21 protein-coding genes and 6 tRNA genes are annotated in these 23,349 nt (G+C 68.8%); 12 read left to right on the forward strand and 15 right to left on the reverse strand.

Annotation, left to right across the window (positions count from 1 at the left end):
- Nucleotides 1-88: 88 nt before the first annotated feature.
- From ACFVJ3_RS27755 to ACFVJ3_RS27795, 9 genes are all read right to left on the reverse strand, one after another.
- Entirely contained in the window at nt 89-1,111 is a 1,023-nt protein-coding gene (locus ACFVJ3_RS27755) for an NUDIX domain-containing protein (RefSeq protein WP_378455119.1), read from the reverse strand.
- Nucleotides 1,108-2,235, reverse strand: a complete 1,128-nt coding sequence (locus ACFVJ3_RS27760; protein WP_378455120.1) for a glycosyltransferase family 4 protein — start codon at nt 2,233-2,235, stop codon at nt 1,108-1,110. The genes ACFVJ3_RS27755 and ACFVJ3_RS27760 overlap by 4 nt, the downstream gene beginning before the upstream one ends.
- Nucleotides 2,232-3,137, reverse strand: coding sequence for a phosphatidylinositol mannoside acyltransferase (locus ACFVJ3_RS27765; protein WP_378455121.1), 906 nt, complete (start codon nt 3,135-3,137; stop codon nt 2,232-2,234). Before ACFVJ3_RS27765 ends, ACFVJ3_RS27760 begins: the two co-directional genes overlap by 4 nt.
- The gene (pgsA, locus tag ACFVJ3_RS27770; RefSeq protein WP_378455122.1) at nt 3,134-3,799 is read right to left on the reverse strand and encodes a phosphatidylinositol phosphate synthase; all 666 of its coding nucleotides are present in this window, start codon (nt 3,797-3,799) and stop codon (nt 3,134-3,136) included. Before pgsA ends, ACFVJ3_RS27765 begins: the two co-directional genes overlap by 4 nt.
- A gap of 79 nt (nt 3,800-3,878) precedes the next feature.
- Nucleotides 3,879-4,454, reverse strand: a complete 576-nt coding sequence (locus ACFVJ3_RS27775; RefSeq protein WP_378455123.1) for an HIT family protein — start codon at nt 4,452-4,454, stop codon at nt 3,879-3,881.
- A 5-nt stretch (nt 4,455-4,459) separates the two neighbouring features.
- On the reverse strand, nt 4,460-6,517 hold the full coding sequence (gene thrS / locus ACFVJ3_RS27780; RefSeq protein ID WP_378455124.1) for a threonine--tRNA ligase: 2,058 nt from the start codon (nt 6,515-6,517) through the stop codon (nt 4,460-4,462).
- A gap of 95 nt (nt 6,518-6,612) precedes the next feature.
- The gene (locus tag ACFVJ3_RS27785) at nt 6,613-7,038 is read right to left on the reverse strand and encodes a TIGR02611 family protein (RefSeq protein ID WP_378455185.1); all 426 of its coding nucleotides are present in this window, start codon (nt 7,036-7,038) and stop codon (nt 6,613-6,615) included.
- A gap of 112 nt (nt 7,039-7,150) precedes the next feature.
- Complete coding sequence (locus ACFVJ3_RS27790; RefSeq protein WP_378455125.1) at nt 7,151-8,356, reverse strand: RtcB family protein; 1,206 nt, start codon at nt 8,354-8,356, stop codon at nt 7,151-7,153.
- A gap of 155 nt (nt 8,357-8,511) precedes the next feature.
- Nucleotides 8,512-8,583, reverse strand: a tRNA-Val gene (locus ACFVJ3_RS27795).
- Between the two features lie 231 nt (nt 8,584-8,814).
- Here ACFVJ3_RS27795 and ACFVJ3_RS27800 point away from each other — a divergent pair.
- The 5 genes from ACFVJ3_RS27800 to ACFVJ3_RS27820 all read left to right on the forward strand — a co-directional run bounded on the left by ACFVJ3_RS27800 (nt 8,815) and on the right by ACFVJ3_RS27820 (nt 9,295).
- Nucleotides 8,815-8,887: transfer RNA gene (locus ACFVJ3_RS27800), tRNA-Gly, on the forward strand.
- Nucleotides 8,888-8,911: 24 nt separating this feature from the next.
- Nucleotides 8,912-8,982 (forward strand) — tRNA-Cys (locus tag ACFVJ3_RS27805).
- 1 nt (nt 8,983) lies between these two features.
- Nucleotides 8,984-9,055 (forward strand) — tRNA-Val (locus ACFVJ3_RS27810).
- Between the two features lie 76 nt (nt 9,056-9,131).
- Nucleotides 9,132-9,204: transfer RNA gene (locus ACFVJ3_RS27815), tRNA-Gly, on the forward strand.
- A 16-nt stretch (nt 9,205-9,220) separates the two neighbouring features.
- Nucleotides 9,221-9,295 (forward strand) — tRNA-Val (locus ACFVJ3_RS27820).
- Nucleotides 9,296-9,368: 73 nt separating this feature from the next.
- Here ACFVJ3_RS27820 and ACFVJ3_RS27825 read toward each other — a convergent pair.
- Nucleotides 9,369-9,857, reverse strand: a complete 489-nt coding sequence (locus ACFVJ3_RS27825) for a 2-isopropylmalate synthase (protein WP_378455126.1) — start codon at nt 9,855-9,857, stop codon at nt 9,369-9,371.
- Between the two features lie 454 nt (nt 9,858-10,311).
- Between ACFVJ3_RS27825 and ACFVJ3_RS27830 the strand changes: the two genes are divergently transcribed.
- The 3 genes from ACFVJ3_RS27830 to ACFVJ3_RS27840 are packed head-to-tail and all read left to right on the forward strand — an operon-like array spanning nt 10,312 to nt 12,515.
- Nucleotides 10,312-11,532, forward strand: a complete 1,221-nt coding sequence (locus tag ACFVJ3_RS27830) for an MFS transporter (RefSeq protein WP_378455127.1) — start codon at nt 10,312-10,314, stop codon at nt 11,530-11,532.
- Nucleotides 11,533-11,554: 22 nt separating this feature from the next.
- On the forward strand, nt 11,555-11,950 hold the full coding sequence (locus tag ACFVJ3_RS27835) for a hypothetical protein (protein WP_378455128.1): 396 nt from the start codon (nt 11,555-11,557) through the stop codon (nt 11,948-11,950).
- 34 nt (nt 11,951-11,984) lie between these two features.
- On the forward strand, nt 11,985-12,515 hold the full coding sequence (locus ACFVJ3_RS27840; protein ID WP_378455129.1) for a GNAT family N-acetyltransferase: 531 nt from the start codon (nt 11,985-11,987) through the stop codon (nt 12,513-12,515).
- Nucleotides 12,516-12,524: 9 nt separating this feature from the next.
- Here ACFVJ3_RS27840 and zapE read toward each other — a convergent pair whose 3' ends face one another.
- The gene (gene zapE / locus ACFVJ3_RS27845) at nt 12,525-13,541 is read right to left on the reverse strand and encodes a cell division protein ZapE (RefSeq protein ID WP_378455130.1); all 1,017 of its coding nucleotides are present in this window, start codon (nt 13,539-13,541) and stop codon (nt 12,525-12,527) included.
- Nucleotides 13,542-13,575: 34 nt separating this feature from the next.
- Between zapE and ACFVJ3_RS27850 the strand changes: the two genes are divergently transcribed.
- From ACFVJ3_RS27850 to msrB, 4 genes are read left to right on the forward strand one after another with little or no spacing between them, the layout of a single operon-like run.
- On the forward strand, nt 13,576-14,364 hold the full coding sequence (locus tag ACFVJ3_RS27850) for a pyrimidine reductase family protein (RefSeq protein WP_378455131.1): 789 nt from the start codon (nt 13,576-13,578) through the stop codon (nt 14,362-14,364).
- A gap of 14 nt (nt 14,365-14,378) precedes the next feature.
- A complete protein-coding gene (locus ACFVJ3_RS27855; RefSeq protein ID WP_378455132.1) occupies nt 14,379-15,944 on the forward strand; it encodes an alpha/beta fold hydrolase in 1,566 nt (521 codons plus the stop codon).
- A gap of 33 nt (nt 15,945-15,977) precedes the next feature.
- A complete protein-coding gene (locus ACFVJ3_RS27860) occupies nt 15,978-17,315 on the forward strand; it encodes a glycosyltransferase family 87 protein (RefSeq protein WP_378455133.1) in 1,338 nt (445 codons plus the stop codon).
- A 58-nt stretch (nt 17,316-17,373) separates the two neighbouring features.
- A complete protein-coding gene (gene msrB, locus ACFVJ3_RS27865; RefSeq protein ID WP_378455134.1) occupies nt 17,374-17,811 on the forward strand; it encodes a peptide-methionine (R)-S-oxide reductase MsrB in 438 nt (145 codons plus the stop codon).
- Here the strand turns inward: msrB and ACFVJ3_RS27870 are convergent.
- The 4 genes from ACFVJ3_RS27870 to hemE are packed head-to-tail and all read right to left on the reverse strand — an operon-like array spanning nt 17,771 to nt 23,260.
- Nucleotides 17,771-20,119, reverse strand: a complete 2,349-nt coding sequence (locus ACFVJ3_RS27870; RefSeq protein ID WP_378455135.1) for a molybdopterin guanine dinucleotide-containing S/N-oxide reductase — start codon at nt 20,117-20,119, stop codon at nt 17,771-17,773. The two genes, msrB and ACFVJ3_RS27870, sit on opposite strands and share 41 nt — an antisense overlap.
- A gap of 15 nt (nt 20,120-20,134) precedes the next feature.
- Entirely contained in the window at nt 20,135-20,830 is a 696-nt protein-coding gene (hemQ, locus tag ACFVJ3_RS27875; protein ID WP_037240550.1) for a hydrogen peroxide-dependent heme synthase, read from the reverse strand.
- Between the two features lie 4 nt (nt 20,831-20,834).
- A complete protein-coding gene (locus tag ACFVJ3_RS27880) occupies nt 20,835-22,196 on the reverse strand; it encodes a protoporphyrinogen oxidase (RefSeq protein WP_378455136.1) in 1,362 nt (453 codons plus the stop codon).
- Nucleotides 22,193-23,260: a uroporphyrinogen decarboxylase gene (gene hemE, locus ACFVJ3_RS27885; protein WP_378455137.1), complete on the reverse strand. Its 1,068-nt coding sequence runs from the start codon at nt 23,258-23,260 to the stop codon at nt 22,193-22,195. Before hemE ends, ACFVJ3_RS27880 begins: the two co-directional genes overlap by 4 nt.
- Nucleotides 23,261-23,349 lie beyond the last annotated feature (89 nt).

Below are 23,349 nucleotides of genomic sequence, written 5' to 3' on the forward strand. Positions count from 1 at the left end.
CGCTGCAGTACCCGATTCTAGGACGAGGGGCCGTCCACTTCCGTAGCCAGTCCGCGATTGCTGGCTTTCTTCGGACTCCCGGAGCGGCTCAGGTGATCGCGCGCACCTCGGGTTCGTCCGCGGCCGAGGCCACCGCGCCTGCTTCGCCCAGGAGATCCGCGAGCTCGTGCGGATACACGGCCTCACCTGCCGCCGCCAGCTCACGAACCGTGTCCGCGGTGCACCACCGGTGACCGGTGATGGTGCGGTTCTCGAGTTCGGTGAAGCCCCCGTGGTGCGGCTCGAACCCGTCGGTGCGCAGCGCGAAGAACAGCTCCTCGGAGCGGATGAGCTGGCCGTTCCAGGAGAAGATGGCGACCCGACGCCACATGGGACCGCGTAGCGATTCGGGCGACGCGGTGTGCCCGGTCTCCTCGGCGATCTCCCGGACCGCGGCGGCCCGCAGGTTTTCCCCCTTCTCGACGGCGCCACCGATCGTGAACCAGTAGTAGATGTCGGGGACGGTGGGGTCGTGACCCCGGAGCAGCAGGACCCGGCCCCGACCGTCGAGCAGCACCACCCGCGCGGATGTGCGGACGGAGTCGAGGGCCAGACCCTCGGTGACCGCAGCGGCGGACGAGCGTTCGGTGATCTCGAAGTACGTCGGCAGAGGGGCCGTGCCCCCGAGGTGCAGCCATCGGACGGGTCGCCGGGTGCGGAGCGCGAGGGTGTCGCGGACGGCGTCGTTGTGGAATCGGCGGGCGATCAGCACCCGCGCCTCGGCATCGGCGAGTTCTGCCACCAGTTGGGGGCGCAGGGTGTCCGGGTCGAGGGAGGAGAGGGCACTCGACAACGCGTTCTCGGCGATCTCCCGGTCGGCTCGGTCCGACCGTTCCGCCCGGGCCGCCAGCGCGGCCAGCGACCTGCCCTCGGGTGGGTCCATCGCCGCGGCCGCCGCTCGCACGGCCACCGCCCGCCGGGCGAGAGCCGCGTCGAGGGCCTGCCAGGACAGGTCGCAGCGGACGTGCAGGCGGTCGAGGCGGTTGGCCGTTCCGTACGCCCACAGGCCGATCGTCAGGACGACGGCGGCGACCAGGGCGAGAACCAGGATCGTGAGGGCGGAGAACGTCACGAGCCGACCTCCCGGACGCCGTCGCGGCCGACGGTGACCGTCTCGTAGACGCGCAGGATCTGTTCAGCCACCACCGGCCAGTCGTATTCGGTGACCACCGTCCGGCCGGCGTCGGTGAGTGCGGCGCTGCGCTCGGGGTCACCGAGCACCGAGTCGATGCCCTCGGCGAGCGCCGCCGCATCCCCGACCGGCACCAGCACGCCGGCCTGCCCGTCCCGCAGGACGCGGCGGAAGGCGTCGAGTTCGCTCGCCACGACGGCGGCTCCCGCGGCCATCGCCTCGACCAGCACGATGCCGAAGCTCTCACCGCCGAGGTTGGGTGCGCAGTACACGTCGGCGCTCCGCAGCGCCGACGCCTTCTCGGCGTCGTCGACCTGGCCGAGCAGACGCAGGTGCCTGAAGACCGGGCCGGCCTCGCGGCGCAACTTGTCCTCGTCGCCGCGGCCGACCACCAGCACCTCGAGATCGGGGTACTTCTCGACCAGGGCGGGCAGCGCCTTCAGGAGCACCGCCATCCCCTTGCGGGGCTCGTCGTAGCGGCCGAGGAAGAGGATGGTCTTTCCGGGACGCGGGTAGCCGGGCAGCGGCTCGGCGTTCGCGAACGCCGGCACGTCGACGCCGTTGGGGATTTCGACCGCATCGGAGCCGAGTGATTCCACCTGCCAGCGTCGCGCGAGTTCCGACACCGCGATGCGGCCGCTGATCTTCTCCAGGTAGGGCTGGAGCACACCCTGAAACGTGCTCAGCACCAACGACTTCGTGGTCGAGGTGTGGAACGTCGCCACGATGGGCCCCTCGGCCACGCGCATGGCGAGCATCGACAGGCTCGGCGCATTGGGCTCGTGGATGTGCAGGACGTCGAAGTTGTTGTCCGAGATCCAGCGCCGCACGCGGGCGCTCGCGGCGGGGCCGAAACTCAGCCGGGCCACCGAGCCGTTGTAGGGAATGGCGAGGGCGCGTCCCGCAGAGACGACGAAGTCGGGCAGGTCGACGTGGTCGGACGCCGGCGCCAGCACGCTCACCTTGTGCCCGCGCTCGATCAGGACCTCCGCGAGGTCGACGACGTGGGCCTGCACTCCGCCCGGGACGTCGAACGAGTACGGGCAGACCATTCCGATCTTCACGAGTTCTCCATGCGGGAGAGCCTCGCCTGGGACAGGTCGGAGAGCCACAGCGGCTGAAGCATGTGCCAGTCCTCGGGATGTGCCGCGATGTTGGCCTCGAACCGATCCGCAAGCGCCTGGGTCGCCGCGGCCACCCCGGCGGTGGTGTCGATCGGCGGGTCGATGCGGAAACCCCACCCGCCGTCAATGAACCAGCAGTGCACCGGCAGCAGCGGCGCGCCGGTGTCGATCGCCAGCTTGGCGGGACCGGCGGGCATGCGCGTCGGCTCCCCGAAGAACGTCACCGGGACACCCTTCTTCGCCAGGTCGCGTTCACCGAGAAGGCACACGATGCCGTTGTCCCGCAGTCGCGCCGACAGTTCCACGAACGGTGGGTGCTCTCCCCCGCTGAGCGGGAAGATCTCGAAACCGAGCCCTTCGCGGTAGCCGACGAAACGCTGGTACAGCGACTCGGGCTTCAACCGCTCGGCGACCGTGGACAGACCGCCCCAGTGCTGGGCGCACCACACACCGGCCATGTCCCAGTTGCCGCTGTGCGGCAGTGCCAGAATCGCGCCGCGGCCGGCCTCTTTCGCGGCGTCGAGGTGCTTCTGCCCTTCGATCAGCTCGTCGAGGGCGGCGCCGGTCTTCACGAGGTCCATCGACGGCAGACGGAAAGCCTCCCGCCAGTAGCGCGCGTAGGACCGCATCGAGGCCCGCATCAGGGTGTCCGGCACATCGGCCGCGGGCACACCCAGCACGCGGGCGAGATTGCGGCGCAACTGTTCCGGGCCGCCGTTCCGGACGGCGAAGTCGGCTCCCGTGTCGAACAAGGTGACGGCGGCCTTCTCGGGCAGCGCACGGACCAGCCGCCAGCCGGCCGCGTATCCCAGGTCGCTGATACGTTCCGCCAGTCCGCTCACTGGGCGCTCGCCTGTCCGTCTTCCGGCGTCGTGTCCGTCGTCGGCAGGGGCAGCACGTCGCGCGCGCCCGGCGACCGGCGGACCGCCAGTACCCGCTGGAACACGGTGATGACGCTGCCCGCCGACAGCAACCACATCGCGACATGGATGGCCCACGGGACTCCGAGCCCGGTCACGCCGGCACCGACCAGCACGATGATCAGCCGATCGGGTCGTTCGATGAGTCCGCCGTCGGCGGACAGTCCACTCGCCTCCGCGCGCGCCTTGGCGTACGAGATCACCTGCGAGGTGACGAGGCACAGCAGAGTCGCGATCAGCAGCGGCTTGCTGTTCTCGTGATAGACCGCCCACCACGCGAGACCGGCGAAGATCGCACCGTCGGCCACCCGGTCGCAGGTGGCGTCGAGAACGGCGCCGTACCGGGTTCCGCCGCCGCGGGCACGGGCCATCGCACCGTCGAGCATGTCGAACATGACGAACAGCCAGATGAACATCGCTCCCCAGAACAGATGTCCGCTGGGAAACAACGTGACCGCGCCGGCCACGGTCGCCACGGTGCCGATGACGGTGACGGAATCCGGGGTGAGCCCGGTCTTGACCAGGGCCTTCCCCAGTGGCGCCGTCACCTTGGACACGGATGCCCGTCCGAAGAAGCTCAGCACCTCTCCACCCCGTTCTTCACTTCCTGCCAGGAACCCCGAACGCGTGAGTCAGCGACTCGCGCGTCATTCATCTATCGAGTCATTCATTCCAGGCCTTCGCCAGCAGCCCCCGGGTCTCCCGCAGCAACTGCGGCATGACCTTGACCCCGGCGAGGACCGTGATGAAGTTCGCGTCCCCGCCCCAGCGCGGAACGATGTGCTGATGCAGGTGTTCGGCGAGGGAACCGCCGGCGGCCGCACCGAGATTGAGGCCGACGTTGAACCCGTCCGGCCGCGACACCCGCTTGATCACGCGCAGGGCCTGCTGCGTGAACGACATCAACTCGGCGCTTTCCTCTTCCGTCAGGTCTTCGAGCGCCGCGACCTTGCGGTAGGGAACGACCATCAGGTGCCCCGGGTTGTACGGGTACAGGTTCAGCACCGCGTACACATGTTCCCCGCGGGCCACGATCAGCCCGTCCTCGTCGTCCATCTTGGGGATGTCGATGAACGGCTCGTTCGGGGTGTCCCGCGACTTCGGCGCCTCGGCGATGTACGACATGCGGTGCGGCGACCAGATCCGCTGAAGGTGATCGGGCTCTCCGGGGCCGCGGTCCACGAGGCGGCCGGGGCCGGCGAGCATCTCGTCCTCGGTCACGTCGTCACCTCCGGTCATGGACGTCACCCTTCCTTACCGGGTTCCAGCAGTTCCGCCGTCGGCGAGGCGTTCTCGCGGCGACCGATCCAGTCGGTGACAATGCGCACGGCGTCGTCCACGGGCACCCCGTTGACCTGGGTGCCGTCGCGGAATCGGAAGCTGACGGCGCCCGCCTCGACGTCGCGCGCACCCGCCAGCAGCATGAACGGCACCTTCTGCGCGGTGTTGTTGAAGATCTTCTTCTGCATGCGATCGTCGCTCGCGTCGACCTCGGCACGGATACCGGCAGCCTTCAGCCGCTTCACCACGTCGAAGAGGTGGTCGGCGAACGTCTCGGCCACCGGGATGCCGACCACCTGGACGGGCGCCAGCCACGCCGGGAACGCACCGGCGTAGTGCTCGGTGAGCACGCCGAAGAACCGTTCGATGGAACCGAACAGGGCCCGGTGGATCATGACCGGACGCTGCTTGGTGCCGTCGTTGGCCGTGTACTCGAGGTCGAAACGCTCCGGCAGGTTGAAATCGAGCTGAATCGTCGACATCTGCCAGGTGCGGCCCAGGGCGTCCTGCACCTGCACCGAAATCTTCGGTCCGTAGAACGCGGCGCCGCCCGGATCGGGAACGAGGTTCAGCCCCGACGACTCCGCGACCTCCGCGAGCGTCGCCGTCGCTTCCTCCCACACGGCGTCGTCGCCGACGAACTTGTCCGGGTTCTTGGTCGACAGCTCGAGATAGAAGTCGTCGAGTCCGTAGTCCTTCAGCAGGCCGAGGACGAACTGCAGGGTGGTCGCCAGTTCGTCGCGCATCTGCTCACGGGTGCAGTAGATGTGCGCGTCGTCCTGCGTCATGCCGCGCACGCGGGTGAGTCCGTGGACGACACCCGACTTCTCGTACCGGTACACCGAACCGAACTCGAAGAGCCGCAACGGCAGTTCGCGGTACGACCGGCCCCGGGAGCGGAAGATCAGATTGTGCATCGGGCAGTTCATCGGCTTGAGGTAGTAGTCCTGGCCCGGCTTGCGCACGGTGCCGTCCTCGTTCAGCTCCTCGTCGATGTGCATCGCCGGGAACATGCCGTCGCGGTACCAGTCCAGGTGACCCGACACCTCGTAGAGGTGGCCCTTGGTGATGTGGGGGGTGTTGACGAACTCGTACCCCTCCTCGACGTGGCGCTTGCGGGAGTAGTCCTCCATCTCGGTGCGGATGATCCCGCCCCGCGGATGGAACACGGGCAGTCCGGAGCCGAGTTCGTCGGGGAAACTGAACAGGTCGAGTTCCGACCCCAGCTTGCGGTGGTCACGACGCTCGGCCTCGGCGAGCAGTTCGAGGTGCTGGTCCTGCGCCTCCGCCGACTCCCACGCGGTGCCGTAGACGCGCTGGAGATCGGCGTTGTCCTGGTTACCGCGCCAGTATGCCGCCGAACTGCGGGTGAGCTTGAACGCCGGGATGTGCTTGGTGGTGGGGATGTGCGGGCCGCGGCACAGGTCTCCCCACACCTTCTCGCCGGTCCGCGGGTCCAGGTTGTCGTAGATGGTGAGCTCGTTGCCGCCCACTTCCATGATCTCCGGATCGTCGATTCCCGACTTGTCGTCGATGAGTTCGAGCTTGAAAGGCTCCTTCGCCAGCTCGGCGCGCGCCTCCTCGAGCGATTCGACGACGCGGCGGGAGAACCGCTGCGACCCCTTGATGATCTTCTTCATCCGCTTCTCGAGGTTCGCGAGGTCTTCGGGGGTGAACGGGCGGTCGACGGCAAAGTCGTAGTAGAAGCCGTCCTTGATCGGCGGGCCGATGCCCAGCTTCGCCTCGGGGAATTCCTGCTGGACGGCCTGCGCGAGCACGTGGGCGGCGGAGTGGCGGATGACGCTGCGGCCGTCGTCGGTGTTCGCCCCGACCGGCTCGACCTCGACGTCGGCGTCGGGCACCCACGACAGGTCCTTGAGCTGGCCCTCGGCGTCACGGACCACGACGACGACGTCCGGACCCTTGCTCGGGTAGCCGGCCTCCCGAACCGCTGTACCGGCCGTAGTCCCCGCGGGCACCCGGACGAGGGCGGCTGGGGCGGCGGATGCGGGGGTGCTCACGGCGATGTTCTCCTAGGTGAGGTGTGCGTTGCAGACATGGTGAATGTGCCAGCCCATGTTATCGGCCCAGCAGTCACACCCAACCATGCGTCCGGTTAGAGCGGGCTCTCCAGCCACGGGTAGTCGAGGCCGATCCACGTTCCGACGAGACCGAATGTCCCCAGCAACCACAACGTGGCGAGGACGACGGCACTCGTCAGCAACACGCCCGCCCCCTTGACCACCAGCGACTGCCGCGAGAACCAGTCCATGAACTTGTCGTAGCGCTGCCGCGCGTAGTGCAGCAGCCGGTGGGCCCACGCGAACTCGGATGCGAGGATCCCGAGCCCCGCGAACACGATCAGCCAGCCGGGGCCCGGATAAGGAATCGCGACGATCCCGGCGGCCAGCACGAGAGCGCCGATCACCCCGACCGCGATGCGGTACGCCAGGTTGAGGCTCGGCCGCGCGGCGATGTGCGCGCGCCACCGGCGCCAGCGGCTCTCCGCTTCCTGGAACGGGGACAGATCCGAGTCGTCCACGTCCACGTTCTCGGGCGCGGGTCCCGGCCGACCTTCTCCGCTAGTCACCAGTCCACCCTACCGACCCCGACCTGCGGCGGCGCGTCGTCGCACTGCCGCAGGCGCTCGCGGGTCATCCCTTCACACAGACGACCTGCCGCAGGTGGGCCACGACCTCGACGAGATCGGCCTGCGCTTCGATCACCTGCTCGATGTCCTTGTAGGCACCGGGGATCTCGTCGATCACGCCCGCGTCCTTGCGTGATTCGACTCCGGACGTCTGCCGCACGAGGTCGTCGACGGTGAAACGCTTCTTCGCCTTGGTGCGGCTCATCGTCCGCCCCGCCCCGTGTGACGCCGAATTGAAGGACAGCTCGGAGCCCAGGCCCCGCACCACGTAGGAACCGGTGCCCATGGAGCCGGGGATGAGTCCGAGGTCACCCCGGCCGGCCCGGATCGCGCCCTTGCGGGTGACGAGCATCGGCTCGCCGTCGATGATCTCCTCCGACACATAGTTGTGGTGGCAGGAGATCGGCTCGTCGAACCGCACCGTCCTGCCGGGCAGAGACTGCCGGAACGCCCGCATCACCAACGTGAGCATGACGGCACGGTTGCGGGCCGCGTACTCCTGCGCCCACGTCAGGTCGTGGCGGTACGCGTCCATCTCCTTACTGTCGGCGAGGAACACCGCGAGATCGCGATCGACCAGCCGCTGGTTGTGCGGCAGCGCCCGCGCCACGGCGATGTGCCGCTCGGCCAGTTCCTTGCCGATGTTGCGCGACCCGGAGTGGAGCATCAGCCAGACCTCGTCGGTGTCGGACAGGCACACCTCGATGAAGTGGTTGCCGCCGCCGAGCGTGCCGATCTGCTTCATCGCCTTGGATTCGCGGGACTGGACGCCGGAATGGAGGTCGCCGAATTCCTCCCAGAAGCGGTGCCATCCCTTCCTCAATCCCCCGGCGTCCGTGACGTCCAGTGCCCCGACGTTCACCGCACGCTCGTGCATGGCGAACCCGACTGGCACCGCACGCTCGATGCGCGACCGCATCGACCGCAGGCTGTCGGGCAGATCGCTCGCGGTCACGTCCGTCCGGACCGCCGTCATTCCGCACCCGATGTCGACGCCGACCGCCGCCGGGGCGACCGCCTCCCGCATCGCGATGACGGAACCGACCGTTGCGCCCTTGCCCACATGGACGTCGGGCATGACCCGCACTCCGTGCACCCATGGCAGGTCGGCCATGTTCCGCAGCTGCTGCAACGCAGCCTGCTCGATGGTCCACTCTTCCGCCCACATCAAGGTGGGCGCGGTGGTGCCTTCCAGCCTCACGGGGAACATGGGACTCTGTCCTTCGATAGCGGATCACCCGGGAAATTTCGGCCGGCTGAGTTCATTGTCCGCTGCGTCGCAGAGCCGGAACAACCGATTATTCGGGTGCGCACACGAAAAAGAAGAGGGCGTTTCCGGTTTCGGAAACGCCCTCTTCTCGTCTGTGGTCCCGGCTGGGATCGAACCAGCGACCTCCCCGGTGTGAACGGGACGCTCTTCCACTGAGCCACGGGACCGAAGCGCGCCAAACACTCGCGCTCGAACGAGTTGGAACATTAACACGACCGAGCGGCCGAACGAAAATCACGTCGTTGGGATTCGTGTCGACCCCCGCCCGCGACCCGGTGTCGTTCATCCGTAGTTCACCGTCTGATGCCTTGACCTGCAGATTTGTAACTATCGCGGATGGTCGGCTAATGTTCTCAACCGCACCACGGAGAACATTCTCCGCGAGTTACACGGTGCATGCGGACGTGGCGCAGCTGGTAGCGCACAACCTTGCCAAGGTTGGGGTCGCGGGTTCGAATCCCGTCGTCCGCTCGAGAGGTTGGACTCAACCTTCGCGGTGGAGTGGCCGAGTGGTGAGGCAACGGCCTGCAAAGCCGTGCACACGGGTTCGATTCCCGTCTCCACCTCGCGCGATTAGCTCAGCGGGAGAGCGCTTCCCTGACACGGAAGAGGTCACTGGTTCAATCCCAGTATCGCGCACCGAGATAGATGATAGATGCACGACTGTTTTACTTGCTCGACCAGTGACGGCCCCCAGCCCGGGGGCTTCACGAATGCGGACGTGGCGCAGCTGGTAGCGCACAACCTTGCCAAGGTTGGGGTCGCGGGTTCGAATCCCGTCGTCCGCTCTCTTTTCTCCATCCCGCGCGATTAGCTCAGCGGGAGAGCGCTTCCCTGACACGGAAGAGGTCACTGGTTCAATCCCAGTATCGCGCACCAGTTCACTTTCAACCGAACAGTTCACGACAGTTCAGCCCCGATCGATGACCGGGGCTGAACTGTCGTTCCGGTGTCAGGCGGGCTGGAGGCGGTTGGCGCCGGAGATCATCGCGCGCAGAGTCGATTCCGTGGGGGATTCACCGATTCCCATCGCCCAGAGCCGGATGCCGTCGCGCTCGCAGAGCAGGAATGTCGCCGTGCGGTGCCCGATCTCGTGCTGATGAAATGACAGGATCTCCATCGCACACCCCGCGTCGTACAGCATCGAGGTCATGGCGGCCACCGGGCCGGGCGCGCGCGCACCGGTCTTGCAGATCGATTCGCCGATGCCGAGTGTCGCTTCGAAATCCCACATTCCGGGGCCGGTCTTCGTTTCCGACCAACTGCCCAGACGGAGCGGTCCGCTGGACGGCGCGTAGACGGCCTCGAACGCGGACCATGCCATTCCGGCGGATTCGGTGCGGAGTTCACGCGGCAGCGACTTGCCGTGGCGCGCGGCGAACGGGTCGGCGGCCGGCGTCGACGAGGGAAAGGTTGAGGCGAAAGAAGCGTTGGTACTCATTCTCGTGGTCTTCCTGAAAGGAGGGAGGACCAACGCGTAGCTCAACGACCCGCAGCGAGGGGTCGGTCCGTATCAGACCCCGCTACGGCGGAGAACTACGAGAATGCGCTGCATGGATGACACTGTAAGCGACAACCGTCCGTAGAGACAACCCCGGGTTCACGCTGTTTCGCCGACCACCGGCGACGGGCGGGTGACGAAATCGTTACCGCTGCATCTGGAACGTGAGGAATTCCTCATGTATCGTCGTACTTGCCATCCACCCCCCCGATGGCAATGAGCCCCAGCCATGACCCCCCATCCAAGGCTGGGGCTCAGTCTTGTTCCGGGCACCTCACACACCCCCGCGCTTTCGGGCATTTCGCCCGCCGATTCGGAGAACGCTGCACATCCCCGCAAAGTATTGGACACTCGTCCAATCATCGGATGTCCACTACCGAAGGAAGGCCGGCCCATGACGGATTTCCCAGGCGCAGTTGTGTCCGCCGACCACCGCTCGGCACGGATCGCCGCGGCGGGCGCATTCGGCCTGCAGGGTTTTCTCCTCGCGGCCGTCCTCACGCAACTGCCGCAGTACCAGGACCGATTCGGGTTCGACGACACGGTCATCGTGGTCGCGGTTGTGACGGTGTCTCTCATCGCCGGGGCGGGAAGCGCCCTCGCCGAGCACCTGGCCCGCCGATTCTCCAGCAGGTCGGCCCTGCAGCTCGGGCTCGCGACCATCGCGGTCGCCGGCGGCGCCCTCGGGTTCAGCTCGAACACCGCGGCGTTCTTCGTCTGCCTGTCCGTGTACGGGGCCGGACTGGGCATCGTCGACGCCGCCGCCAATATGCAGGCGGTGTCGATCCAGCACGCCTACGGCCGTTTCATCCTGTCGTCGTTCCACGCGGTGTGGAGCGTCGGCGCCATCGCGGGTGCACTCCTCGTCGCCGCCACCTCCGCCCTCGACGTGGGCGTCGCCACCGCGCAACTGGTGGCGGCGCTCGTCGTGGCCGTCGGTCTCGTCGTGTGCGGTCCCCGACTCCTCGTCCGTCCGGAGCCGGCGGGCACCGCCGCGCCGGCGACCGGCTCTGTGCCCATGCCGGTTCCGATCCGAGCGCTGCTCGCGCTCGGCACCGCGATGGCACTGTTCTACGCCATCGATTTCAGTGTCGGCAACTGGTCCGCGCTGTACGTCCGGAACGTTCTGCTCGCGGACGCCGGCACGGCCGCCCTGGCACTGGCCGCATACCAGTGCGCGGCGCTGGTGTCGCGACTGAGCGGCGACTTCTGGGTGGCGAAGTCCGGCGAGATCGCCGTCGTCCGTGCGGGTTCGGCGATCGGTGTCGCCGGATCGGCTGTCGTCGTGCTCGCCCCGTCGCCGGCCGTCGCGATCGCCGGATTCCTCGTCGTGGGCCTCGGCGTGCCGGTCGTCGCTCCCCTGTGTTTCAGTGCCGCCGGGCGGCTGGCACCCTCCGGCCAGGTGGACGACGTCGTCGCGCGGATCAACCTGTTCAACTACGTGGGCACCCTCGTGGGCGGGGCGATCGTCGGCGGCGTCGCCGCCGCGACCAGCCTGCGGATCGGGTTCGTGGTCCCGCTCCTGTTCGCGGCGGGACTCGTCCTGCTCGCCCCGGCGTTCGCCCCGGACCGGGACCGCGACAGGCAATCCGAGTGGGCCCCGGATCGCGACTGACGGCAAATGTTCTACTTAGGACATGCCGACTTGGGGATGGTTCGTGATCGCCGTGGCGATCGTCTACGTCGCGGTTCTGGTCTCGTCACGGTTCGCTCGCGGCGGCTCGCACACCCCACCCGATCTGCATCCCGCATCGACGTGGCGACACCTCGACGACGGCGTCCGGGACGAGGTGACATGTCTACTCGCCCGGGGCAGGACCATCGAGGCGATCAAGGTTCTCGTCGCGCTGGACGGGCTCGGCGTGCGGCACGCCAAGGCCACGGTCGAGTACGGCCGGCTCCAGGCACGGCCGGTCCCCGCCGGAATCCGCTCCTGCGGAGACACGTCGCCGATCGAGGGCACGCTCCGGACCTCGAGAGCGAGAGTAAGACCGTTGCGGCGATCACCCTGCTGCGGGACAGTACGGGAATGACACTCCGGGAAGCGAAGGACGCGGTGGATCAGCTGTGACTGTCGAAATAGACCCGGCAGGGATCTGGGATTCCGAGGCGATCGCCGACGTCGCCGCGGCAACGTTCCCTCTCGCGTGCCCGCCCGGGGCGACGCAGGACGACATCGCCGCCTTCATCGACGACGTGCTGTCGGCCGAACGGTTCTCGGAGTACCTCACCGACCCGAACCGCACCGTCCTGAAGGTCACCCACGGCGGGGCGATCGTCGGCTACGCGATGCTGATCGACGGTGAACCCGCCGACCCGGATGTCGGCAGGGTCGTGACGCTGCGGCCGACCACCGAGATCAGCAAGCTGTACGTGCTGCCCGGCAATCACGGGACCGGCGTCGCGTCCGCACTGATGGACGCCATCGTCGAACGCGCCGTCGCCGCGGGATGCGCCGGGCTGTGGCTCGGCGTCAACCAGGAGAATGTGCGCGCCCAGCGCTTCTACACGAAGCACGGATTCACGCAGGTCGGAACGAAGACCTTCCTCGTCGGCACCCAGCTGCACCACGATTTCGTAATGCAGCGGGCGCTGTGACGAGCTGCGTCAGCTCGCGGCGACCTCGAAGCGCGACAGCGCCAGCAGGCGCGACGTGGCACGCAGGTACTTCTTCCGGTATCCACCGGCCAGCATCTCGGGAGTGAAGATCGCGTCGAGCTTGGCCCCTGCCACGGTGACCGGGATGCTCGCGTCGTACAGGCGGTCGGCGAGTACCACCAGGCGCAGCGCGACCGACTGGTCCTCGGCGGGGTGGACGCCGTTCAGGAACACCGCCGGGATGCCCTCGACCAGCTTGTTGTAGCGCGACGGGTGCAGCGTGCTGAGGTGCTTGCACAGCGCGTCGAAGTCGTCGAGTGTGGCGCCGGGGATGCTGTCGGCGCGCTCGACGAGCTCCTCCGAGGAGATCGGGTCCGGGGCCGGCGGCAGGTCGCGGTGCCGGTAGTCGGGTCCGTCGACGCGGATCGTCTCGAAGATCGAGCCGAGCTTCTTGATCTCCCGCAGGAAGTCCTGCGCGGCGAATCGGCCTTCACCGAGCTGGCCGGGCAGCGTGTTCGACGTCGCCACGATGGACACGCCGCGCGCCGACAATTCCGACAGCAGGCGGGACACCAGCATGGTGTCGCCCGGGTCGTCGAGTTCGAATTCGTCGATGCAGAGGACGCTGTGGTCGGACAGCTGCTCGACGGCCTTGTTGAAACCGAGGGCACCGACGACGTGCGTCAGCTCCACGAACGTGCCGAACGCCTTGGGCGACGGGACGCTGTGGAAGATCGAGGCCAGGAGGTGGGTCTTACCGACGCCGAAGCCGCCGTCGAGATAGAGACCGGCGCCGGTGGCCGGCGTCTTCTTCCCGAACAGGCCGCGTCGTCCGCCGCTGCGGATCTTCACGACCTTCTTCGCGAACTCCTCGGCCGTCTGGACCGCGGCGGCCTGGCTGGGTTCTGCGGGATCGGGGATGTACGACGCGAAGCTCACCTCGTCGAACATGGCCGGGGGCACCATTTGAGCTACCAACTGATCAGCCGGTACCACGGGGCTGCGATCGACAAGACGTGCATGCATACAAGCAGGGTATCCACGTGTTGTGATCACCAACATGCACCGTGTACATATTGCGACATTTTTCACACCGGACAGTCCGCCCGCTCGGGAGGAGTCCAGTGAATCGACCGCGAACACTCTGCGCGACCTGTATGCCTACCCGACGGAGACCCCGCGGCCCTGGGTCCGCATCAACTTCGTGAGCAGCATCGACGGCGCCGTCTCCGTCGACGGCGTCAGCGGGTCGCTCGGCACACCCGCGGACAGGCTGGTCTTCGAGACCCTGCGGGAGCTGGCCGACGTCGTGCTGGTCGGGGCCGGAACCGTCCGGGCGGAGAACTACGGTGGGGCGCGCGTCGGCGCGGAGAGCAGGCGACGCCGCGTGGCGTCGGGGATGGCGGAGGTCCCGCCGATCGCCGTCGTGTCGGCACGCGCCCACCTCGACCCGCACTCACGCCTGTTCACCGACACCGAGGTAGCCCCGATCGTCGTCACGTGCACGGACGCCGACCCGGCGCGGATCCGGGCGCTCGCCGACGCGGGTGCGCGGATCGTGACGGCCGGCGAAGCGCAGGTCACCAGCGACGGGCTGATCGCCGCCCTCGCGGATCTCGGACTGCGCCGGGTGCTGTGCGAGGGCGGCCCGAGCCTGTTCGGGCAGCTGACCGCGGACGACGCCGTCGACGAGGTCTGCCTGACCACGGCGCCCGTGCTCGTCGGCGGAACCGCGGGTCGCGTCGCCACCTCACCGGGAGCCCGGGTCACCGCGATGACTCCCGCGCACATCCTCACCGACACCGACGGCACCGTCCTCACCAGATGGGTGCGGCTGCCCCGCCCGTAGGGGAACCTGGCAGGGTGGTCGCCATGCGCAGATCGGTGTTGCTCGCAATGGTTCTCGTGGTGTGCAGCGCGTGCGGAGCCGGACCGTCCAACCGGCCGCACGTGGCGGTCGAACGCGAGGGCGGCGGCAGCGAACCCACCGCGACGGAGACCGAGAACGCCGACGCTCCCCCGCCCGTGTTGCAGACCCCGAAGAACGATCTGGCATGGACGGACTGCACCCAGAGCACCCTCGGCGCCCTGGGCCCGGGAACGACACCACCCGCCGGGCTCATCTTCGAATGCGGCTCGTACGAGTCGGCCGTCGACGAGAGCGGCACCCTGCCCGGCTCCTTCACGATGGGTGCGATGCGGGCACGCCTCGCCGACACCCCCGAGAACGCGGCCCCGCTGGTGCTCACGTCGGGATCGGACCGGTCGTCGACCGCGACGCTCGCAGCGCTGAGCACCGGCGGTCTGACGTCCCTGCTGTCGACGCGACCGGTGGTCGCGGTGGACCGCCGCGGCATCGCCTCCTCGCAGGAGATCGAATGCCTCACCCCGGAGCTCCGCAGCAGCCTGGCGAATCTCGGGCAGTTCGACCCGGGGACGGGTGACCAGGTCGACAAGGTGACCGCGCTGGGCCGCGACGCCACCATCGCGTGCACCGACTACCTGCAACCGCAGGAACTCGCGTTCGACAGCACCCACGCCGCCGACGACATCGAGGAGCTGCGCCGCACCTGGGACGTCGATGCGCTCGGGATCCTCGCCACCGGCAACGGCAGTGCCGTCGCGCTCAGCTACGCCGCCAAGTACCCCGATCGGGTCGGCCGGCTCGTCCTCGACTCCCCCGCCGTCACCACGGTGGATGCCGCGACCGCCACCGAGCAGCAGGTCGCAGGTCAGGAGGCGGCGTTCGACGCGTTCGCGCGCCAGTGCACCGCCCTGAACTGCTCCCTCGGCGCCGATCCCCGCGCCGCGATGACCGACGCCGTCACCCGCGCCGCGAACGACCAGATCCCGCGAGTCTCCGCGAACGCCCTCCTCACGGCGGTGTCCGGGTCGCTCGCCGCGGCGGGCGGCGACCAGCAGGGCCGCGTGCGCGCCCTGTCGGATGCGGTGTCCGCCGCCCTCGCCGGAAACACGGCGCCGATCCTCGCGGCGGTCGCGCAGGCCGAGGCAGCCTACGAGAGCGACGGCCAGTTCATCACCCGCTGCACGGACGGCCAGCAGTGGCCCGCACCCGACCGGGTCCGCGACCTGCAGAAACTGTGGAGCGAACGGTTCCCGCTGTTCGGCCCCAACGCCGCCGTCGGACTGCTCACGTGCACCTCCTGGCCCGCGACCGCGCCGCCCGCCCTGCCCGGCGAGCTGCCGCTGCCGGTCCTGGTGCTGAGCGGCACCGCCGACCCCGTCGTCGGGAACGCCGGAATAGGGACGGTGACCGGGGCCGTGTCGAGCGCAGGCGCCGCGACGGCGACGTTGACGTGGCACGGCAGCGGCCACCCCGCCACCCATTCGGACTGCGCGCAGAAGTCGATCGTCACCTACGTCGCGGACGGCGTGCTGCCCCCGGACGGCAGCGCCTGCCCCGCCTAGCCGACGTGCTCCGCCCGACACCCCAGGGGGTGCGTGACCGCACGTCAGGGCTTCTCGGTGTACCGTGCCGTGGTGTTCCTTCGACAACTCGAACCGCGCACCGGGCGGACTGCCAACGAGGTCATCAACTTCGCGCTGTGGCCGATCGCCGTCATGACAGTGCTGCATCGAGTGGTCGTCAAGGCGGTCAACGGGTACATCACCGACGACTTCCGCCCGGTCTACAACGCTGCGCTGGCCTTCCTCAACGGGCGGCCCGTCTACACCGCCAACTTCAACTGGGTCGATCCGCATTACCTGTATCCGCCGTCCGGCACCCTGCTGATGGCGCCGATCGCGGTGATCGACCCCGAGAAGTCCCGGTGGTTGTTCATCATCGCCAACGCGATCGCCATCGTGATCGCGTTGTACCTGCTCCTGCGACTGTTCGGCCTGGGATTGAACTCCATCGCGGCCCCGATCCTGCTGCTCGCCACGTTCTCCTCCGAGACCGTCACCAACACCCTCGTCTTCACCAACATCAACGGCCTGGTCCTGCTCGGCGAGATCGCGTTCCTCGTGTTGCTGATGAAGCGCAAGGACATGTGGTCCGGCGTCGCCATCGGGCTGACGTTCGCGGTCAAACCGATCCTCGCCCCACTCCTGCTGCTTCCTCTGGTGCGCGGACAGTGGAAGGTGTTCGTCACCGCGATCGGCATCCCCCTGATCCTCACCGCCGTGGCGTGGCCGCTGTCCGCGGACCCGATGGACTTCGTGCGCCACACGGTGCCGTACCTGATGGAGTCGCGCGACTACTTCAACAGCGCGATCGTCGGCAACGGCAAGTACTACGGACTCCCCACGGCCATGATCTGGTCCCTGCGCGGCGTCTTCACCGCCATCGTGCTCACATCCCTGTGGCTGCTCTACCGCTACTACCGCCATGACGAGCTGTTCTTCGTCGTCACCACGTCCGGGGTTCTGCTGACGGCGTCGTGGCTGCTCGGCTCGCTGGGCCAGATGTACTACTCGATGATGCTGTTCCCGCTCCTGATGTCCGTGGTGCTGAAGAATTCGGTGATGCGGAACTGGCCGGCGTGGCTGGCCGTGTACGGGTTCATGAGTTACGACAGCTGGCTGTCGAGCCGGTTCATCGAGGCCGGCCGGACCGCCGAGTACATGAAGACCACGCTGGGGTGGAGCCTGATGCTCCTCGTGATCTTCGGTGTGCTGACCGTCCGCTACGTCACGGCGCGGCGCGAGCGGCGACTCGACCGGGGCATCGATCCGGCGTTCCTCCTCGAACCGGACGAGAAGACTCTCGACACCCCGCCGCGGGAACCGGAGCCGGACGAGCAACCGCAGGTCGAGTCGGCCACCGCAAAGACGTAGGCCGCATCACGCGCCGGGCGTCACGGCCGGAATCGGCGAAACGTATTAGCGTGGAGCCATGAGTTCGCAGCAGCAGGATCCCACGCAGTCCGCCCCGAAGGTTGCTCTCTCCGACAGCGAGTGGCGCGAGAAACTGACACCCGAGGAGTACGCGGTGCTGCGCCAGTCCGGTACCGAGCGCCCCTTCGTCGGCGAGTACACCGAGACGAAGACGGAAGGCGTCTACCACTGCCGGGCCTGTGGCGCCGAGCTGTTCCGCAGCTCGGAGAAGTTCGAATCGCACTGCGGGTGGCCGTCGTTCTTCGATCCGGCCGACTCGGACGCCGTCATCCTCCGCGAGGACACGTCACTGGGCATGCGCCGCATCGAGGTGGTGTGCGGAACGTGCCACAGCCACCTGGGCCACGTCTTCGAGGGCGAGGGCTACCCCACCCCCACCGATCAGCGGTACTGCATCAATTCGATCTCGCTGGTCCTGCAACCGACCGGCGAATGATCGTCGGTGGATCGAACGCCCGGATCGGCGGTAGCTCGCCCTCGTAGCGTTCGATCTCGACGAGCACGTGCTGGCCCGTGCAGCCGTGGGACAGTGACGACGTGCCCACGTCCGGGGTCAGCACGTTGGGGTTCCCGTGCACGCACAGGGAATCCGGGTCGGTGGCGTCGAGCGGGTCGTACCAGGCTCCCGTCGACAGCTGGACCACCCCGGGGCGGACGCCGTCGTCCACCACCACACCGGCGAGGCAGGCGCCGCGGTCGTTGAAGACGCGGACGACGTCGCCGGCGGTGAGTCCGCGGTCGTCGGCGTCGTCCGGATGGATTCGCAGCGGTTCGCGGCCCCGGATCTTCGATTTCTGGCTGGTACCGCCGTGGTCGAGTTGGCTGTGCAGGCGGGTACGCGGCTGGTTGGCGATCAGATGCAGCGGGAACTGCCGTGCCCGCCTGCCGCCCAGCCATTCCTCGGGCTCGTACCAGCGCGGGTGTCCGGCGCAGTCGTCGTAGCCGAATCCGTCGATGTCGGCGGAGAAGATCTCGATCCGCCCACTCGGGGTGGCGAGGGGGAATTTCACCGGATCAGCCCGGAAGTCGCCGAACAGGATCAGGTCGTCCTCGGTCCGCATCCGCACGTGGCCCTGCGTCCAGAAGTCGTCGAAACTCGGGGCGGGACCGCCGTCCGCGCGGACGAAGTCTCGCCACTGCCCGTACAGGTGCTCGAGCCACTGCTCGGACGAGCGGCCCTCGGTGAACTTCTCCCCGACACCCAGTTTCCGGGCGACGGCGGCGAACGTGTCGTAGTCGTCCTGCGCGTCGGCGTACGGCCCGACGGCGGCGTGCATGGCGACGAGCAGCGGGTCGTTGCGGGTGCAGCTGAGGTCGGCCCGCTCGAGCGACGTGGTGGACGGGACGACGATGTCCGCGTGCCGGGCCATCGGCGTCCAGTAGGGGTCGTGGACGACGATCGTGTCGGGACGGGCCAGCGCCCGGCGCAGACGGGGAATGTCCTGATGGTGGTGGAACGGGTTGCCGCCCGCCCAGTACAACATCTTGATGTCCGGGTACGTCAGCCGCTGACCGTCGTAGTCGAACGGTGCACCCGGGTTCAGGAGCATGTCCGAGATCGCGGCCACGGGGATGAAGTCGCGGACGGGGTTCAGGCCCTGGGGAAGCGTGGGCAGCGGGTACGGGACGGGGGCGAGCCCGGGCTCGTTCATGGAGCCGTAGCCGTGGCCGAAACCACCACCGGGGAGGCCGATCTGGCCCAGCATCGCGGCGAGGGTGACCCCCATCCACGGGGCCTGCTCACCGTGCCGGACCCTCTGCAGCGACCAGGTGACGGTCACCATCGTCCTGCCCGACGCCATCCGCCGGGCGAGGGCCACCAGGTCTCCGGCGGCGATGCCGGAGATCTGCTCGGCCCACGCGGGTGATTTCGGTACGCCGTCGGAGCGCCCGAGGAGGTAGTCCTCGAACCGGTCGTAGCCGACGCAGTGGCTGCCCAGGAATGCCGTGTCGTGCAGGTCTTCCGTCGCGAGGACGTACGCGAGGGCGAGCATGATCGCGACATCGGTGCCGGGCACCGGGGCGTGCCGTTCGGCGGCGCCGTGCACGTCGTCGCGCAGCGGACTGAACGCCACGACGGATCCGCCGCGGCGCCGCAGGGCGTCGAGTGCGTCGCGGGTGGGGTGGTCGCTGGTCCCGCCGTGATTGACGCCGGTGTTCTTGAGGGGGACGCCACCGAAGCACACCATGAGATCGGTGTGCTCGGCGATGATCTTCCAGGACGTGGAGCGGGCGAACATCTTCCAGTGCGTGCCCACCACCCGGGGCATGATGACGCCCGTCGCGCCCAGCGAGTAGCTGTGCACCGAGCGGGTGTAGCCACCGAGGGTGTTCAGGAACCGGTGGACCTGACTCTGGGCGTGGTGGAACCGTCCCGCGCTGGCCCAGCCGTACGAACCGCCGTAGATCGCACTGTTGCCGTGCGTGTCGACGACCCGGCGCAGTTCGTTCGCCAGCCGCTGGGTCAGCTCTTCCCAGTCGACCGACACGAACTCGTCGGAGCCGCGGGAACTGCTGGGTCCCGGGCCGTTCTCGAGCCACCCGCGGCGCACCACCGGGCCGGTGATCCGCGCCTTGCTGCGGACCGACCCGGCGATGTTGCCGAGCACCGGTGACGGGTTCGCGTCACCGGTGTACGGGTGGGCGGCGACGACGTCGCCGTCGGCGACCTCGGCCTCGAACATGCCCCAGTGCGACATGTGCTGGTAGCGGGGCGCGGTGCGAGCCCCGTCGGCGTCATTCATCTGTGCTGCGTCAGATCACGGCAGAGCGGTGATCAGCTTCTCCACATCCACCCGCGGGCCGGTGAAGAACGGCACCTCCTCGCGGACGTGCAGACGGGCCTCGGTGGCGCGGAGGTCGCGCATGAGGTCGACGATGCGGTACAGCTCGGGCGCCTCGAACGCGAGAATCCACTCGTAGTCGCCGAGTGCGAACGAGGGCACGGTGTTGGCGCGGACGTCCTTGTACGTGCGGGCCGCCATGCCGTGGTCGGCGAGCATCTTGCGCCGCTCGTCGTCGGGGAGCAGGTACCACTCGTAGGAGCGGACGAACGGGTACACGCAGATGTAGTTGCCCGGGTCCTCACCGGCCAGGAACGCCGGAATATGGCTCTTGTTGAATTCGGCGGGACGGTGGCACGCGACGTTGCTCCACACGGGCTTGCTCGCGCGGCCCAGTGCGGTGGTGCGGCGGAAGTCGGCGTAGGTGGCCTGGAGGGCTTCGATGCTCGCGGAGTGGGTCCAGATCATGAAGTCGGCGTCGGCGCGCAGGCCGGCCACGTCGTAGAGCCCGCGCACCACGACACCCTTGTCGGCCTGACCTTCGAAGAAGATCCGCGCCTCCTTTATCACAGCTTCCCGGTCGTCCCCGAGTACACCGGGTTCCACCTGGAACACCGAGAACATGAGGTAGCGGATTTCAGAGTTCAATGCGTCGAAGTCGAGGCGTGCCATGGGTCTATCGTGCCACTCGCCCGGCGAGCCGTGCAGCCGCCGTCGTCGCAGCGGCCACACACGCGGGAACACCCACCCCGTGCAGCAGTGCCCCGGACACCTCGAGACCGTCCAGACCTGCGACTTCCTGCTCGATCACCGCCACCCGCTCGAGATGGCCGGGACCGTACTGCGGCAGGCCGCCGTGCCAGCGCTGGACGTGGACCGCGACGGGCTCCGCGGACACCCCGGTGACGGTCGCGAGGTCCCGCCGGGCCGCGGCGATCAGCTCGTCGCCGGGTGCGTCGACGACGGCGGCGTCGCCGAACCGTCCGAACGACGCCCGGACGAGGGTCACCTCCCGCTCGGCGAGGTGCGGCCACTTGCGGCTCGACAGGGTGAACGCTTTCGCGCCGAGCGCGGCGTCGGTGGCGACGAGGATCCCGGAGTTCTGCGGGAGGTCGACCCGGATCGGCAGCGCCAGCGCGACGACCGCCGAGGAGGCCAGCGGGATGTCCGCGGCGGCCGCCGACGCGCGGGGGGCGATGCCGGCGAGCAGGTCGGCGAGCTGCGGGGCGGGCACGGCGAGCACGATCCCGTCGACGCGGCCCACCGGGTCCGCCGACCAGCCGTCGCCGTCCCGGCCGAGCGTCCGGATCCGCTGGTGCACGATCTCCGCCGACGCGGCCTCCGTCAGGGCGCGCAGCAGGACGCCGTAGCCGTCGCGCAGCGCCCCGAACACCGGTCCGGGGGACGGGGCGGGGAGGGCGTCCGCCACGGCCGCGGACAGGCTCGTGGCACCGCGGTCGAGCGCGGCCGCGAGTGCGGGGAGCGCGGCACGGACGCCGATCGTGTCCGCCAGACCCGAATAGACCCCTCCGAGAAGCGGATCCACCGACCGCTGGACCACCTGCGCGCCGAACCGGTCGCCGACCAGTGCACCGACGGCGATGTCCGCGCCCGGTGTCCAGTCGAGGGGCACCGTCCGCTCCCCCGCCACCCGCGCGAGTGTCCGGTCGTCGACGAGACCGCGCAGACTGTTCCCGTCGGCGGGGATCCCCATGAGGGTGTCGGCCGGCAGCGGGTGCAGCGCGTCCTCGGACCAGATGAGCGGCCGCAGTCCCGCCGGGTACACCAGCTGGTCGGAGAGGCCGAGTTCGCCGAGCAGGGCGGGCAGTTCCGGGCGCCGCGCGATGAAGGCTTCCGCCCCGACGTCGACGGGCTCCCCCGCCAAGTCGACTGTGCGCAGCTTGCCGCCGAGCCGCTCCGCGCCGTCGGCGAGGATGATCCGGGCATCGTCGCCGAACCGTTGCCGCAGCCGGTACGCGGCGACGAGCCCGGAGATGCCGCCGCCGACGACGAGAACGGTCGGCGACGACCCGGTCACAGTGAGTGCACCAGCTCGACCAGCGCGGTCAGCGCGCCCGGGTCGGTGTCGGGCAGGACGCCGTGCCCGAGGTTGAAGATGTGTCCTGTGGCGCCGGCGGCGAGGGCGGCGTCTGCTTCCGCGGTGATGCGGCGGACCTGCTTCTCGACGGCTGCCGGACCCGCGAACAGCACAGCGGGGTCGAGGTTGCCCTGGAGCGCCTTGCCCGGGCCGACCCGGCGCGCCGCCACGTCCAGGGGGATGCGCCAGTCGACGCCCACCACGTCGGCGCCCGCTTCACCCATCGCGCCGAGCAGTTCACCGGTGCCGACGCCGAAGTGGATGCGCGGCACCTTCGCGCTCTCCACCTCGGCGAACACCCGCTCGGAGTGGGGCAGCACGAATTCCCGGTACTCGGCGAGGGACAGCGCGCCGGCCCACGAGTCGAACAGCTGGATCGCGTCGACGCCGGCGCGCAGCTGGGTCTGCAGGAAGGTGATGGTGGTGTCGGCCAGGGAGCCGAGCAGCGCGTGCCACGTCTTGGGGTCGGAGTGCATGAGTGCCTTCGTGCGCTCGTGATTGCGGCTCGGACCGCCCTCGACCAGGTACGAGGCGAGGGTGAACGGGGCTCCGGCGAAGCCGATCAGCGGCGTCGACCCGAGTTCCGCGGTGAGCAGCTGCACGGCCTGGGCGACGGCGCCGACTTCCTCGGGCACGAGGCGGGGCAGGGCGGCGACGTCCGCGATCGACCGGACCGGGTTCGCAACGACGGGACCGGTGCCGGCGACGATGTCGAGATCGATGCCGGCGGCCTTGAGCGGCACCACGATGTCGGAGAACAGGATCGCGGCGTCGACGCCGTGCCTGCGCACGGGCTGCATGGTGATCTCGCAAACAAGCGCCGGGTCGAAGCACGACTCGAGCATGCCGACCCCCGACCGGATCTCGCGGTACTCGGGAAGCGAGCGGCCCGCCTGCCGCATGAACCACACCGGGCGACGGCCGGGGGTCCGGCCTTCCGCGGCCGCCAGGAGGGGTGCGTCGGGGAGCACCCGCCTCGCGGCGTACGTCGCCCGTTCACTCATGCCTGCATTGGTGCTTTCCAACCCGCTCATCGGTCCTCGCGCTCTCTGCCTGCTCGAATTTCGGCAGCTCTCATGCTGCCATGCCGGGA

Origin of the sequence: Rhodococcus sp. NPDC127593, assembly GCF_042671975.1 — a bacterium.
Taxonomy (GTDB): domain Bacteria; phylum Actinomycetota; class Actinomycetes; order Mycobacteriales; family Mycobacteriaceae; genus Rhodococcus_F.